11 protein-coding genes are annotated in these 14,308 nt (G+C 66.7%); 6 read left to right on the top strand and 5 right to left on the bottom strand.

Annotated elements, in window-relative coordinates:
- Window positions 1-19: 19 nt before the first annotated feature.
- Window positions 20-841, bottom strand: a complete 822-nt coding sequence (locus CKJ82_RS03085) for an SWIM zinc finger family protein (RefSeq protein WP_095536973.1) — start codon at window positions 839-841, stop codon at window positions 20-22.
- Window positions 842-3,955, bottom strand: a complete 3,114-nt coding sequence (locus CKJ82_RS03090; RefSeq protein WP_095536974.1) for a DEAD/DEAH box helicase — start codon at window positions 3,953-3,955, stop codon at window positions 842-844.
- A gap of 155 nt (window positions 3,956-4,110) precedes the next feature.
- Between CKJ82_RS03090 and putP the strand changes: the two genes are divergently transcribed.
- The 3 genes from putP to CKJ82_RS03105 are packed head-to-tail and all read left to right on the top strand — an operon-like array spanning window position 4,111 to window position 6,898.
- Window positions 4,111-5,673, top strand: coding sequence for a sodium/proline symporter PutP (gene putP / locus CKJ82_RS03095; protein WP_205691354.1), 1,563 nt, complete (start codon window positions 4,111-4,113; stop codon window positions 5,671-5,673).
- Window positions 5,674-5,722: 49 nt separating this feature from the next.
- On the top strand, window positions 5,723-6,382 hold the full coding sequence (locus CKJ82_RS03100; protein ID WP_095536976.1) for a GmrSD restriction endonuclease domain-containing protein: 660 nt from the start codon (window positions 5,723-5,725) through the stop codon (window positions 6,380-6,382).
- Between the two features lie 33 nt (window positions 6,383-6,415).
- A complete protein-coding gene (locus tag CKJ82_RS03105; RefSeq protein WP_095535086.1) occupies window positions 6,416-6,898 on the top strand; it encodes a DUF2269 domain-containing protein in 483 nt (160 codons plus the stop codon).
- A gap of 61 nt (window positions 6,899-6,959) precedes the next feature.
- Here the strand turns inward: CKJ82_RS03105 and CKJ82_RS03110 are convergent, their stop codons facing one another.
- The 3 genes from CKJ82_RS03110 to CKJ82_RS03120 all read right to left on the bottom strand — a co-directional run bounded on the left by CKJ82_RS03110 (window position 6,960) and on the right by CKJ82_RS03120 (window position 10,999).
- Window positions 6,960-7,877 carry a trypsin-like serine protease gene (locus CKJ82_RS03110; RefSeq protein WP_095536977.1) on the bottom strand — a complete coding sequence of 306 codons (918 nt, stop codon included), beginning with the start codon at window positions 7,875-7,877 and terminating at the stop codon, window positions 6,960-6,962.
- A gap of 58 nt (window positions 7,878-7,935) precedes the next feature.
- The gene (locus CKJ82_RS03115) at window positions 7,936-8,748 is read right to left on the bottom strand and encodes a chymotrypsin family serine protease (protein WP_133063997.1); all 813 of its coding nucleotides are present in this window, start codon (window positions 8,746-8,748) and stop codon (window positions 7,936-7,938) included.
- A 202-nt stretch (window positions 8,749-8,950) separates the two neighbouring features.
- On the bottom strand, window positions 8,951-10,999 hold the full coding sequence (locus CKJ82_RS03120; protein ID WP_095536979.1) for a DEAD/DEAH box helicase: 2,049 nt from the start codon (window positions 10,997-10,999) through the stop codon (window positions 8,951-8,953).
- A gap of 152 nt (window positions 11,000-11,151) precedes the next feature.
- Here CKJ82_RS03120 and CKJ82_RS03125 point away from each other — a divergent pair, with 152 nt between their 5' ends.
- From CKJ82_RS03125 to CKJ82_RS03135, 3 genes are read left to right on the top strand one after another with little or no spacing between them, the layout of a single operon-like run.
- On the top strand, window positions 11,152-12,507 hold the full coding sequence (locus CKJ82_RS03125; protein ID WP_095536980.1) for a CitMHS family transporter: 1,356 nt from the start codon (window positions 11,152-11,154) through the stop codon (window positions 12,505-12,507).
- A gap of 54 nt (window positions 12,508-12,561) precedes the next feature.
- The gene (locus CKJ82_RS03130) at window positions 12,562-13,233 is read left to right on the top strand and encodes a hypothetical protein (protein ID WP_133063998.1); all 672 of its coding nucleotides are present in this window, start codon (window positions 12,562-12,564) and stop codon (window positions 13,231-13,233) included.
- 42 nt (window positions 13,234-13,275) lie between these two features.
- Window positions 13,276-14,274, top strand: coding sequence for a hypothetical protein (locus CKJ82_RS03135; RefSeq protein WP_133063999.1), 999 nt, complete (start codon window positions 13,276-13,278; stop codon window positions 14,272-14,274).
- The last annotated feature ends 34 nt before the right edge of the window (window positions 14,275-14,308 follow it).

Raw genomic sequence — 14,308 nt, forward strand, 5'->3', positions numbered from 1 at the left:
ACCATGCTGAGCAGGCAGTTTAATCGGTGGTGAGGTCATCGTACAGCTCGGTGATGTCAGAGACCGCGCGCAGCTGATCGATGTTGGTAAAAGACACCGTCTGCATCGCCCGGTGCAGCAGCCCCGTGTCCGAATCATCAATCATCGGGGCCACCTTCGGGTGCGGCAGCGGCGGCAGGTCCCGCCCAGCCCAGAAGTACTTGGATCCCGGCTCGGTGTTCTCCCGCGCGATGGACGTCGCCTCCTCGCGCACCGCCTGCTCCACCGACGCCATGCTCAGGTCGCGCAGCGTAAACACCAGCGACGGCGTGGTGTGCACGCGCGACGCCGCCACCTGGGCCAGCGCCACCGCGTGCTTGCACACGGACGCGCTGTCCGGGCACGTGCAGGAGAAATACACCTCGTTTGGGCTGGAGAAAAGCATCACGTCGAGCACTGTGTCCGGGAAGTCGCCTTGCATCGCGCGCTCGAGCGCTCCCGGGTTGCGCGCCAGCTCGCCGACCGCAACGCGCACCTCGCGTGGCGCGCGGAACGGCAGCATCATCGAGACCTCGAACGGGTAGTTTTGGCTGCCTACCACGGAGGCGTTGATCCGCGCGTTGTTGAACTCCAGGTTCACCACGTGGCCCTTGGAAGCGTAGTCGCGCCCGCGGTTCGCCCGGCCCAGGTCCGTCTTGCGGAGCGCCGCGTTGACCACGCGCTGCGCGGGCGCCGACATCGTAGATACAGCGCGCGCGGACAGCACCTTTTCGCCGGTCTCCTCCGCGGACGAGACGCGCCGGCGCTCGCCAAAGTTGGCGTAGATGACGTTGTCCTCGCTCGGACGTTTCTTCTCTGCCACTTACTCGGTCCTCCCTCGGAAGCTGATCAGGCGGGCCAGATCCTCGGTGTCCAGCTCCGTGATCCACCCCTCGCCCTCGCCGACCACCGCGCCGGCCAGGTGCATCTTGCCGTCCAGGACGTCCTGAATGGACTCCTCCATCGTGCCCTTGGTGATCATTTTGTACACGGTCACGTCCCGGCGCTGCCCGATGCGGAACGCGCGGTCCGTCGCCTGGTTCTCCACCGCCGGGTTCCACCACCTGTCCATGTGAATCACCACGGAGGCGGCGGTGAGGTTCAGCCCGGTACCGCCGGCCTTCAGGCTGAGCAGCATCGCCCGCGGCCCGTCGTCGCGCTGGAACTGTTCCACCATCGCGTCGCGGGCGCTCTTGCCCACCCCGCCGTGCAGGAACGGCACCTGTTCGCCCAGCTGGTCCGACAGGTACGGCTGCAGTAAGTCGCCGAACGCCTTGTATTGGGTGAAGATCAGGACGCGCTCGTCGCGCTCCACCGCTTGGTGCAGGAGCTCCATGAGCTTGGTTACCTTGCCCGAGCGGTGTGCGCCCCGGATGGTCACCGGCGAGCCGTCGCCGAGAAAGTGGGCCGGGTGGTTGCAGATCTGCTTGATGCGCGTGATCGTGGCCAGCACCAGCCCGCGGCGCGCCATCCCTTTGCGCTGCTCAAGCTGCTGCTTCATCTCGTTCACCAGCGCCGTGTACAGGGCCGCTTGCTCCTGCGTCATCTCCACGGCGACGACGTGCTCGCGCTTTTCCGGCAGGTCGTCGATAATCGCGGCGTCCGTCTTCACGCGCCGGAGGATAAACGGCGCCGTGAGCCGCTGCAGCCGCTCGCCCATCTCATCGGCCAGACCTTCGTCGCGCCGCGACTCGATCGCCTTGGCAAAGTGGTTGCGGAAAAACGCCTGCGAGCCCAGCATCCCCGGGTTCACAAAGTCCAGCAGGCTGCGCAGCTCGGACAGCTTATTTTCAATCGGGGTACCCGTCAGCGCAATGCGGTGTCGCACGGGGATCGCCCGCACGCTTTTCGACGCCTGCGTCCCCGAATTCTTAATCGCCTGGGCCTCATCGCACACCACGTGATCCCACTGCACCCGGGCCAAATCCGTGAAGTCTCGCCCGACCACGCCGTAGGAGGTAATCACCAGATCCGCCTCGTCTGCCTTGGCAAACAGCTCGTCGCCCTTGGACCGGTTCGCGCCGTGGTGGACCACCACCTTCATCCCCGGGACGAAGCGGGCGGCCTCGCGCGCCCAGTTGCCCACGACCGAGGTCGGTGCAACCACCAGCGTCGGCCCGGTGCGGCGGCCCGCCGCCTCCTCGACCGCGAGCAGGGCGAGGAGCTGCAGCGTCTTGCCCAGCCCCATGTCGTCGGCAAGCACTGCCCCGAGGTTGTTGCGCGACATGTAATAGAGCCAGTCCACGCCGCGACGCTGGTATTCGCGCAGCTCCGCGTGCACTGCCTCGGGGATGTCCACGCGCTCTGGGGCGGGCCGGTCCTGGCCGCCGACGAGCGAGGTAAACCACGTCGAGCCGGAGAATTCCACGGGCGATTCCGTCGCCGTCTCGAGCGCGAGTTGGCGCAGCTCGGCGGCGGACACCTGCCCCTTGGTCTCGTCGTCAGCGAGCTCCTCGTAGCGCGCGCGGGCCTCGTCCGCCAGCTTGCGCAGCTCCGCGGCGTCGTCCGAACCGGCGGCCTCGGCCAGCTTGGCGCGCGTCTCAGCGGCTTCCGCCTCCAGGCGCGCCTTGTCGGCCGAGCTGCGCTGCAGCCGCTTCATGTACTGCTTGGTGCGCGACAGGTCCTTGCCGTCTGCAAGCACCCACTCGCCGCGCAGCTTGACCAGGCCGGACTTGGAGCGAACCAGCTTTTCCATCTCCTCGTCGGTCAGCTCCATATCGCCGAGGGAGACGCGCCAGTCGTAGGAGACGAGCGTGTCAAAGCCCATCATGGTCACGGTGGAGGAATCGTACGGGTTTTCCGGGCGGGTCACGTGCAGCTTCGCCGAGGTCTCCGCCGTGGACCACGCCTTGGGCAGCATGACAGCAAATCCGGCTTGGCGCAGCTTCGACGCCTCTGTCTCCACGAACCGGACAATCTCCTCGGTGGAGAGGAAGCTATCCCAGTCGCCCCGATTCCGGTCTCGGATCGCCGACCCCTGGCGCGGGTGCCGGCGGGAGTCCACCAACTCCGTGACGTCGATCGCCGCCTCGATGGACTCGCGCAGCGTCTGCGCGGTCTGGGCATCGAAGTCGGACAGGCGCGCGGGCCGCGGGGCGTCCGTCCCGGCGCGCACCTGCACACGCACGGGCCACTGCAGGTCCTCCGCATCCTCCGCGGCCTCGGCGTCCTCCGGCTCGTCCTCGGGGGCCTCCACGAGGAACACCAGCTGCAGGTTCACCGCAGTAATGGACCCGCCCCACTCGTTGATCTGCTGCACCAGCGACGCGTTCCCGCGGCGCAGCGGGGTGCCAAAGACCAGCGACGCCACGAAGTCGTGCCACGGGTAGGGCCGGACTCTCGACGGCACGCCCACCGACTGCAGCCGCGCTGTGGCGATCCAGTGCGTCAGGGTCTGCGCGAGATCCTCGCTCAGGTTGGGGTTGTTCAGTGAGAGCACGCCGGGGGCGGCGGCGATCATCTCCGCCAACCAGCCGCGCTCCTGCACCCCGGTACCCAGCTGCCACTGCGCATACCAGTTCCCGTCGCGCCGGGGCACGTGGATGGTCACCCGGCCCGCGCGCACGAATTGGTTCAGCCCCAAGTACGCGCGGACCAGCCAGCGCAGGTCCGGGGCGATCGTCTCGCGCTGCGCCCCGGTGCTGAGCATCGAGCTTTCGTCCAGATGCGCCAGCGCGGCGAGGAACTCGATTGCGGTGCTCGGGGAAAACGTCGCCGTCGGTGCGCGCAGAATCGCCTCTTTGCCCTTCGGCGTTTGCAGCTGCAACCGCTGGCGGCCGCGAAAGTGGTTCTTGCTCAGCAACGATTGCACGTGTGACGGGAATGTCCCGTCGCGGACGGCATCAATCGTGACAACTCTGTGGCCAGAGACCTGCTCAATCCAAATATTGAGCCCGGACTCCGGCAGCCAAAGTCCGTGGAGCAGGTATTCAGGCATACCCACCCTTATACCACTCCGAGGAATTTTCCGGGCTCGCAGGTTCGCTCGCCGGCGCGGACGACCACACGTTTCGTCCAATCCCCCACATTGCACATCTGTGCTGCGTTACGCTTTTTCCAACTCATTACCTAGTTACCCCCAAGGAGATGCACGTGACTGAGAGTTTCTGGCTCGTCATGGCCATTGTGATCTACTTCGGTGTCATGGTAGCAATCGGGTTCTACTCGTGGCTCCAGACGCAGAAGTACGACGACTATGTCCTCGGCGACCGCGGACTCAACCCCTTCGTTGCCGGACTTTCCGCAGGCGCGTCAGATATGTCCGGCTGGCTGCTCATGGGACTTCCCGGCGCGCTCTTTGTCTCCGGCATGAGCGAGCTCTGGATTGTCATCGGCCTGTTCCTGGGCTCGTGGGCCAACTGGAAGTGGGTCGCGCCGCGCCTGCGCGCCTACTCCGAAGTATCCAACAACTCGATCACGCTGCCCAGCTTCTTTGAAAATCGCACCCGCGACACCTCGCGCGTCCTGCGCATCGTCGCGGCCGTGATCATCATCTTCTTTTTCACCTTCTACGTCTCCTCCGGCATGGTCTCGGGCGGGCGCTACTACGAGTCCACCTTCGGCGGCAACTACCTGGTCGGCATGCTCATCGTCGGCTCGATCACGGTCCTCTACACCTTCATCGGCGGGTTCCTTGCGGTTTCCTACACCGACGTGGTCCAGGGCGGACTCATGTTCCTCGCCCTGCTGGCCGTGCCCATTATTGCGCTGGTCGCCGTGGACAACCCGGGCGAGATCTTCTCCTACGCCACGGACCATGCCTACGGCCCGTGGCCGGAGGGCAACCCCGACTACTTCAACCTGGTCGCCGGGGTGTCCGCCGCGACCATCATCGGCAACATCGCCTGGGGCCTCGGCTACTTCGGCCAGCCCCACATTGTCACCCGATTCATGGCGCTGAAGTCCCCCGCGCAGGCGACATCGGCGCGCCGCACGGGCATGATCTGGGTGGCCATCTGCTACGCCGGCGCGGTCTTCACCGCAATGGTGGGCACCATGTTCTTCTCCCAAACCACGCACTCGGTGACGGACCAGTCCGGCTACGAGACCGTCTTCTTGGACCTCGCCCGCATCCTTTTCCACCCGCTGCTCGCCGGCTTGGTGCTCACGGCCGTGCTGGCCGCCATCATGTCCACCATGTCCTCGCAGCTGCTCATCACTTCGTCAGCGCTGGTGGAAGACCTGTTCCGCATCTTCCGCAAGGATCCCAGCCACACCACGCTGCTCGTCGCGTCGCGCACCATGGTCGTCCTCATTGCCATCGTCGCCATGATCATGGCCGCCCGCCCCTCCGACACCATCCTCGGCCTCGTCGGATTCGCGTGGGCCGGGTTCGGTGCGGCCTTCGGGCCGGTTGTTTTCGCGTCTCTCTACTGGCGCCGCCTCACCGCGCCCGGCGCGATCGCCGGCATGATCGTCGGCGCCGTCACCGTGTTCGTGTGGGGCTCGACTGAGGTGCTCGCCGACACCATCTACGAGATCGTCCCGGGCGTCATCCTCGCCACCGCAGCGATGGTGATCGTCTCGCTGGCCACGAAGCCGAAGCCGGGCGTGGAGTCTGAGTTCGACCAGGCCATCGCCGTCACCGAGTACGCCGTGCGCCACCCCGAGGCCACGTTCGAGGACGCGCTCGGCGCCACGCAGCGCGCGAAATAATTTCCGCGGCGGTGGGAACCGGTGCCGCCCCGCGCGCGTCTAACAAGGTATGCGCTATTACCTTGCCCTCCTCACCGTTGCCACACTGTTCATCGCCCCGTTTCCCACCCCGCGCTCGCACATTGCGGCCGGTTCCGGGCCGCCGCGGGCCACCGTGCTCGGCTACTCGCGCGAGGAGTTCGGGCAGGGCTGGGCGGACACCGGCAACGGGTGCACCACCCGCACGGAGGCGTTGGCGGTGGCGTTCGGCGGGGATGGTGTGGCGTCGATAAGCTGCTCGACCCCGCACACGAGCTGGGGCGCCGCGCCGATCGACGACCCCTACACGGGCACCGCGATCACTCCCGCGGACGTCGAACTCGACCACCTCATCCCGCTGTCCGCCGCGTGGGATCTCGGCGCGCACGCGTGGCCGCGGCGCACGCGCATCGCCTTTGCCAACGACCCGCGCAACCTCGTCGTCGTGTCCGCCACGGCGAACCAGGAGAAGTCGGACCAGCTGCCCAGCGAGTGGATGCCGCCCGCACGGAGGAAGCGGTGCGCGTACTCGCACCGGCTCGCGGACGTGGCGCAGGCGTATCACCTCGCGCTTCCCGCCGAGGATGTGCGCGCTATGCGACGCTCATGTGCAGGGTTTTCCGGCCTCGCCGGCGCCCGCTCGCTGAATGGCTCCCAAGTCCATGTGCAAAACGCTGGCCGCGAACTGTGACGATCGTGCACGTGTCCATTACAGTAAGTCACCATGGTTACCTTTTTCACCGCCCTGCACGTCGTGGCCGCGATCATTCTGCTCGGCCCCGTCGTTGTCTCTACGTCCATGTTCCCCAAGCAAGCCGCAGAATCGCGCAACGGCGGCGAGGAAGCAACCGGCCGCGCATCCGTCCTGCACAAGGTGACGACCACCTACGGCATGCTCTCCGTCCTGGTCCCGCTGCTCGGCGCGGTCGTCATGGCCTCCGACTGGGGCACCTACAAGACCAATTACTTCCTGCACACGGCGATCATCCTGTCCGTGATCGCGTGGGGCCTGCTGTTCTTCCTGGTCATCCCGCAGCAGCGCAAGATGATGGGCTCGCTCGGCGCGCTCTCCCCTGCGGAAGGCGACGCCTCGGACGTTGCGCCGAACTTTGAGAAGGCCAAGGCCACTGCCACCGCTGGCTCCGGCATCTTCAACCTGCTCTGGCTGCTCACCTTCGTGCTGATGTTCCTGCCGGCGCCGGTCTAACCCACCCGGAACGCATCTGCCCCGCCTCGCGCGGGGCTTTTTCGTGCCCCTGAACGCGCGGCTACTTCATAAAGGCCTGGGCAAGCTGGGCGAGCAGCGGCACCACGACAGCGAGGATGGGCACCACGATGGCCAGGATCTCGCCCGGCGACTTCTCCGAGCTGGACGCAGCGCCGGACTCAGCACTAGACCCGTTCTCCGAGGATCCGGACGAACCGGCAGTGCTCTTATCAATGACGCCGTCGTACAGCCCGGCCTCGTCCAGGCCGGCGGCGGCGAAGAACTCTCGGCTGGCCTGCTCGGAGGTGATCGCGCGGCCGTCGCGAGGCGCTGCTCCCCATCCCATCGGCTTCCCCTTCACGTGCACCGGGCCAAGCCAGGCCTCGCCGACGCTGTTCGAGTCCGCCGGGCCGACCGATGTCACGCCCAAGAAGCCCTGGCCCTCCACCCAGATCGGGCCACCGGAATCGCCCTGCTGCCACGTAGACCCGCGCAGCGTGAAACTCTCGTTCACCGCGCGGTAGAAGGTGCCGCAGCTGATTTCATCGGTGCCCAGGTGCGACGTTTCGCCGTGGTAGCACACCTTCGCCCCGCGCTTTACCGCGGACGGAGCCACGATCGTATCCCCTGAGTAGACGTTGTCGCCCAAGCGCACGTCGCGGTCCCACTCGATATAGCCCCAGTCGTTAGAGAAGGCCCCGTCGTACTTGGTCGACGGCCGGAACGTGCCCATGTCCTTGGACTGCTTCCCGGTGACGCGGTCCACGAGGTGGACGCGGTCACCCTCCTTGCCGCAGTGCGCGGCGGTGTAGCTGATGTGCTGGTCCTTGTCGTTGTAGCCCAGGGTGCACCACCCGATGCTCGTCCCGATGGCCATGCCCTGAACGGGCGAGTCGAGCTGCGCGGCCCCTGCCGGGGCGGGCACGAGCAGGGTTGAGGTGAGGAGCGCGGCGGCGAGCAGGGAACGGGAAGAAGACATGGGGTCCACCTAGCATTGGAGAAAACTGGAAGCGAACTGCAATTCGCCCGAATATCTCCTAAGTGTAGTGCACAGAGGCCGGTTCCGGCAGGCCGAAGCGGGAAAATACCCCAAACACAGTACTGACCGCCCGGCGGAGCAGCTCCCCCGCCGGACCGACCGAGGACCCGCCGCGCGACACCGGGGCAGCCAGGTTCTCCATGTACAGCCCCATCAGCTGCGTTTGCGACACCGCCGGGCCGTCGCTTGGCACAACGCCAACGACGAAGTTGGCGCCACCGACCACGGGGAGCTGGCGAGCCGCCCACTGGCTGGAAATCACGCCGACGAAGCCGCGCCCCGGCACCCACACGGGCCCGCCGGAGTCGCCGGCGCGGGTGAGCGGGGCATCCACAAAGAACGTGTTCCCCACCGAACCCGCGAACTTTCCGCAGGTCTCGCCCCCGCCGCCGTGGCTGGTGTTGCCGTGGTAGCACACCGGCTCGCCGAGCGCGATGTCGTTCGGGTGCACCCAGCCGTTACCCGAGTACCCATTTCCCCCGATCGCCACGCCCGGGTCCCACTGGATCGCCGCCCAGTCATTGCCCAGGCGCGAGTCGAACGCCTTCGAGCGGAAGAACGTTCCGACGAGGCCGCTCGACGCGCCGGTCGCGGGGTCCACGATGGCCACCCTGCCGCCCTCGCGCCCGCAGTGCGCCGCGATCAGGCTGCGTTGGTGCGCGGGATCGCTGAAGCCCACCGTGCACTTTCCCCCGCCCTCAACGACCACCACGGAGCCCTGCGCCACCACCGGCTGGGCAGCGGCGGGCTGCACGCTTATCGACGCCACCGCCATCGCCCCGAGCACGCACCCCACAACGGCTCGCGCCACCCGGCTTCCTGACGGCGCTGACAGTCCTGTCAGCGCGCGATGCGTTCCCCGGTGAAGTCCGAACATGGCACCCTTTCGCAGTGGAGGCAGTGAAGTCCATCTCACTCTACTGTGCGGGTGTGGCCTGCATTGAAACCACCCCGGAAAGCGCAACGGGGCCGGCGAGCGCTGTGCTCACCGGCCCCGTTTCCGCAGCAAGGGCCTAATCCCAGTGACGCTTACCGCGCCCGCCCCTGTCGCGGCGATCGCCGCGGAACTTGTCCCGGCGATCCTTGTGGTCGCCGAAGCCACCGCGGCGCCCGCGACCGCCTCGGTCGCGCGGGGGTGCGCCGTGATCGCGCTGGATGTTAATCAGCTGACCGGAAATCCGGGTGTCGGAGAGCCGGTCCAGGACCTTCTTGTCCAGCTGCTTCGGCAGCTCCACCAGGGTGAAGTCTCCACCGATGGTGATGCGGCCGAAGTCCTTGGAATTGAGGCCACCCTCGTTCGCCAGCGCGCCGACGATGGCACCCGGCCGGACGTGCTGGCGCTTGCCCACATCCAGACGGTAGGTGTCAAAGTTCTCGCTGTCGTTGTGGCGGCGCTTGCCGCGCCCGCGATCGTCACGGTCGTCACGTCCGCGACGGCCGCGCCCACCACGGTCGTCGCGATCCCAACGGTCGCGATCGCGCCGGTCGCGCTTGTCCTTCGGCGGCTCCTTCATGAGGAACTCGTCGCCCGCAAGCGCCTGCGTGGCGAGCGCTGCGGCGATGTCATCCATCGGCACGTTGTTCGCCGCCGAGTACTCGCGCACCATGGATTTGAAGATCTGCAGGTCGGACGCCTCGAGGGATTCGGTGATGGAGTCCATGAACTTCGCCTTGCGGCTCTCGTTGACCTCGTCCACGGTGGGCAGGTCCATCTCTTCGATCTTCGCGTTGGTCACGCGCTCGATGGAGCGCAGCATGCGACGCTCGCGCGGGGTGACAAAGAGGATCGCCTCGCCGGACCGACCCGCGCGGCCGGTGCGGCCGATGCGGTGGACGTACGACTCGGTATCGTTCGGGATGTCAAAGTTGAGCACGTGCGAGATGCGCTCGACGTCGAGGCCGCGGGCGGCGACGTCGGTGGCCACAAGGATGTCCAGGCGGCCGTCGCGCAGTTGATCCACCGTGCGCTCGCGCTGCTGCTGCGCAATGTCGCCGTTGATGGCGGCGGCGGAGAATCCGCGGGCGCGCAGCTTCTCGGCCAGCTCCTCGGTCTCGTTCTTCGTGCGGACGAAGACGATCATCGCCTCAAACTCGGTCACCTCAAGGATGCGGGTGATCGCGTCGAGCTTGTTGCGGTGCGCCGTGAACAGGTAGCGCTGCGTGATGTTGGTGTTCGTTCGGGTCTCCGACTTGACGGTGACCTCTTCGGGGTCGTTGAGGTAGTCGCGGGAAATCCGGCGGATCGCCTTCGGCATTGTCGCGGAGAACAGGGCCACCTGTTTCTCGTCCGGCGTGTCCTCCAGGATGCGCTCGACGTCCTCCTGGAAGCCCATGTTGAGCATCTCGTCGGCCTCGTCCAGCACCAGGAAGCGCAGGCTGGAGATGTCCAGCGAGCCCTTCTCCAGGTGGTCGATGACGCGGCCCGGGGTGCCCACGATGATCTGCGCGCCGCGGCGCAGGCCAGACAGCTGAATGCCGTACGCCTGCCCGCCGTAAATCGGCAGGATGTGCACGCCGCCCAGGTGGTCGGCGAAGGACTGGAAGGAATCGGACACCTGCAGCGCCAACTCACGCGTCGGCGCGAGGATGAGTGCCTGCGGGTACCGCTTGCTCGTGTCGATGCGGCTCAGGATCGGCAGCGCGAACGCCGCGGTCTTGCCCGTACCGGTCTGCGCCAGGCCGACGACGTCGCGGCCCTGCATCAGCAGCGGAATCGTCTCCGCCTGGATTGCGGACGGCTTTTCAAAGCCGACCTTCTTCACTGCCGCGATCACGTTGTCCGGCAGGCTCAGCGTGGTGAAGCCGTTTTCCGGCTCTGCATTCTCCTCGCTGGACTCGTTCGGCGTCGTTGCTTCGGTTGCTTCAGTATTTACGTTCTCGGTGGCTTCTGCAGTCTTCTGCACAGAAGCGCCGGTGTGCTCAGAGGAACCCGCATCCCTGGTGTCTTCTGCAGCGGCAGGCTCAACTGCGTCCGCTGCGACATCCTGCGGGGTGTTCTGAGTTTCCGACAAGTTCATATCCGGCCCATTTTCGCTGCCGGTCGCGTTTTCGGAATTGCTCATTGCTTCACCAGCGTACGCCACATGGAGCCCCAGGACTATTCCGCAAGTTGGCCATCCGCACCCGGCGCTGGCGTTTCCACCCCCGTTTGGCTGCAACTCACTACACCCACCCAATGTGACATGTCCCGCAATAGCGCAGTAGTGTTTCCCGCATGACTCCACCGCTCGCGCTGACCCTGGTCGGGTTGGCCATCATCCTCGTCACCGTCGGCGTGCTCCTCAAAGGCAAAATGCACCCGATTATCGCCATGACCCTCATCCCGATCATCGGCGCGCTCATCACCGGCTTCGGCATCGGTGACATCACCGACTTCTACGGCGAAGGCCTCGAGCGGGTCATGGGGGTGGTCGTGATGTTTATCTTCGCGATCATCTTCTTCGGCATCCTTTCCGATGTCGGCCTCTTTGACCCCGTCATCACCGCGCTCATCCGCGCCACCCGCGGCCAGGTCATGCTGGTCACCCTCGGCACCGCCGCGATCGCGATCGTCGCGCACCTCGACGGCTCCGGCTCGACCACCTTCCTGCTCACCATCCCGGCGCTCCTCCCCCTGTACAAGGCGATGCGGATGTCCAGATACGTGCTGCTCACCCTCGTCGCGCTGTCCGCGTCCGTGATGAACATGATCCCGTGGGGCGGCCCCGTCGGCCGCGCCGCCAGCGTCATCGAGGCCACCCCCAACGAGATCTGGGCCCACCTCCTCCCCGCTCAGGGCATCGCCATCGTCCTCGTCTTTCTTGTCGCCGCAGGCTTCGGCCTATCCGAGAAGCGCCGTATCTCGAAGCGATCGCTTCACGACGCCACCGCCACCGTCGACGTCAACGCCATCGCCGAAGAGTTCCGCCGCTCCCAGGCGGAGGAGCGCGCCAAATTCAACCTCACCCCGCGTACCGGCACCTGGGTCACCGCGATCAACGTCATCGTCACCCTCGCGCTGATCGGCGTCCTCGTCTCCGGCATCACCTCGCCCGGGCCGGCGTTTTTGGTGGGCACGGCGCTGCTGCTCATCACCAACTTCGCCACCCTGGACGACCAGAACGACGTGCTGCGCCGCCACGCCCCGACCGCACTATCCATGGCCGGCGTGATCCTCGCCGCCGCGATGTTCCTCGGTGTGCTCGACGGCACCGGGATGCTCGAGCAGATCGCGCTCTCGCTCATCTCGGTCCTGCCCGCGTCCGTCGGCGCCTACATCCACGTCATCGTCGGCCTGCTGGGCGTGCCCCTCGACCTGGCTACCTCCACGGACGCCTACTACTTCTCGGTCCTGCCCATCGTGCAGGAAACCTCCGCGGCGTTCGGCGTTTCCGGCATGGGCGCGGCCACCGCCATGATCGTCGGCAACGTCATCGGCACGTTTGTCAGCCCGTTCTCCCCCGCCCTGTGGCTGGGCCTCGGGCTGGCCGGTGCCAACATGGGCAAGTACATCCGCGTCGCGTTCCCGCTGTGCTGGGGCTTCTCGGTCGTCCTCGTGCTCGGCGCGTTTGCGACCGGGATGATGGCGTAATAGGCCCTTCCGATCACCCGCCGCAAAACAGGAACATTGCCGTACTATGTGCGCATGCGTAAAACTTCTTCCCTGCTAGCTTCAGTCCTTCTGCTCGCCCTCCCGCTGTCCGCCTGCGGCAGCGGCGACAGCGACAGCAACGCATCCCAGGATGCGTCGAGCACCACGAGTTCCCGGTCCGATGAAGAGGTGATCGCCGCGTCGCAGGCGGCGCGATCGTCGTCAAGCGCTGCGAAGTCCGCGTCCTCCGCCGCGGCCGCCTCCTCCTCTGCCGCTGCCAAGACCGAGCCGACGACCTACAAGGCGATTGCCACCGACGACCCCCAGCCGATCGGCACCAAGTGCGGCGAGATTGTCAACGCGTACGGCGAGCGCCTCGAGGTGATCGTGGTGAAGGACGGGACGTCCTGTAGCGCTGGCCAGCACGTCATGGAGGAATACAAGGCCGACGATTACGGCGCGGACGCGGACCGCTTCCACAACTGGACCTCCGAAGAGGGCTGGCACTGCTCCATGGACTGGCTGCTCCCCCGCGAGCTGGACACGCACTCGCAGGGCCGCATGACCTGCCAGGACGCCGACCTGCTCGACCCGTCCGACGACCCAGACAACACCGACGAGACCTCGACGCGCGGCAACGCGGCGCGCTTCGGCGAGCCGCGCCACCAGGTCGTGGCCATGTACCCGCAGGAGGCCACCGAGGCCGTCGACGAGATTCCGCGCTAAAAAACGCCGCGGGAACACACAGCCCGCTTTATAGTTTTTCGTATGCACGCACGTCGTTGGGCCACGACCGTTCTCCTGGTGTCCGCTTCCCTCGCACTCGCCGCCTGCGGAGGGGGCGGCGGGGAACCTGGCGCCGACGGCACGACCTCTGCGACCTCTGCGACCGCGGCGAGCACGGAAGCCGTGACCAGCGATGCACCCAGCGCGGAGTCCGAGGCACCAGACACGAGTGCCGCGGAGGCGGAGCAGGCCGACCTCTACACCGTCGTCGACCCGGAGCGGTTCCTGCTCGGTACCGCATACGTCATCGGCGGCGACGGCGACCGCTGGTTCCACGACTGCTTCATCAAGACAGCGGAGCTCAACTCCGAATCTGATTCGGGGACCTATTGCCACGCGGACTTCGCCGACCCCGTGCCCCCGACCGAGGAGGACTACGGCGTTCCCAATCCGCCGGCTCCGAACATGATCAACTGGGACGAGGACGGCGGGCGCTTCAGCACGGCGTATTCCCCCGGCGCCGAGCTCCACCCCGGCACCCAGCGCCTCAGGCAGGGCGAGCAGGTGACGGTCGACGGCCTCACCGTCACCCACCTCCACGGCGGCGGCTACCGGGGGACCAAAGGCGACGCCACGTTTGAAATGCACGACGGCGTCTACACCACCACCGATCCCGGCTCGCCCGCCGAGGCGGAGGCGGCCGGCGGCGCTGCCGGCAATGTCTGCGGCACCGTCGAGAGTTCGATGGGTGGCTCGTACCAAATCATCGCCTTGGAGGACGGCACGACCTGTGAGAGCGCCCTTGCGGCGATGCGCGGCTACGTCGACGCCTACAGAAACGGCGAGGTCGAGGGCCAAGCCGGGTTCTGGACCGCGCCGAACGGCTGGGGCTGCGCGAACGGGTGGTTCCTCCCCGGCGACGAGCAGATCCGCGCCAATGCCAAGAACACGTGCAGCGCGTCGGACCGCGCCGGCAACCCCGCCCAGGAGGGATCCGGCGCGGTGGTCGCGCTGCGGCCTGACGACGTCGCCCGCTTCTAGCCGACCCGCCCCAGAAATCTCGTGCGTGTTACCC

Origin of the sequence: Corynebacterium gottingense (assembly GCF_002285125.1) — a bacterium.
Taxonomy (GTDB): domain Bacteria; phylum Actinomycetota; class Actinomycetes; order Mycobacteriales; family Mycobacteriaceae; genus Corynebacterium; species Corynebacterium gottingense.

Coding starts and splice junctions, on each gene's coding strand:
- CKJ82_RS03100 (WP_095536976.1), top strand. CDS start 5,723: ATGCGCTATTACCTTGCCCTCCTCACCGTTGCCACACTGTTCATCGCC.
- CKJ82_RS03110 (WP_095536977.1), bottom strand. CDS start 7,877: ATGTCTTCTTCCCGTTCCCTGCTCGCCGCCGCGCTCCTCACCTCAACC.
- CKJ82_RS03125 (WP_095536980.1), top strand. CDS start 11,152: ATGACTCCACCGCTCGCGCTGACCCTGGTCGGGTTGGCCATCATCCTC.
- CKJ82_RS03135 (WP_133063999.1), top strand. CDS start 13,276: ATGCACGCACGTCGTTGGGCCACGACCGTTCTCCTGGTGTCCGCTTCC.
- CKJ82_RS03090 (WP_095536974.1), bottom strand. CDS start 3,955: ATGCCTGAATACCTGCTCCACGGACTTTGGCTGCCGGAGTCCGGGCTC.
- CKJ82_RS03120 (WP_095536979.1), bottom strand. CDS start 10,999: ATGAGCAATTCCGAAAACGCGACCGGCAGCGAAAATGGGCCGGATATG.
- CKJ82_RS03130 (WP_133063998.1), top strand. CDS start 12,562: ATGCGTAAAACTTCTTCCCTGCTAGCTTCAGTCCTTCTGCTCGCCCTC.
- CKJ82_RS03105 (WP_095535086.1), top strand. CDS start 6,416: ATGGTTACCTTTTTCACCGCCCTGCACGTCGTGGCCGCGATCATTCTG.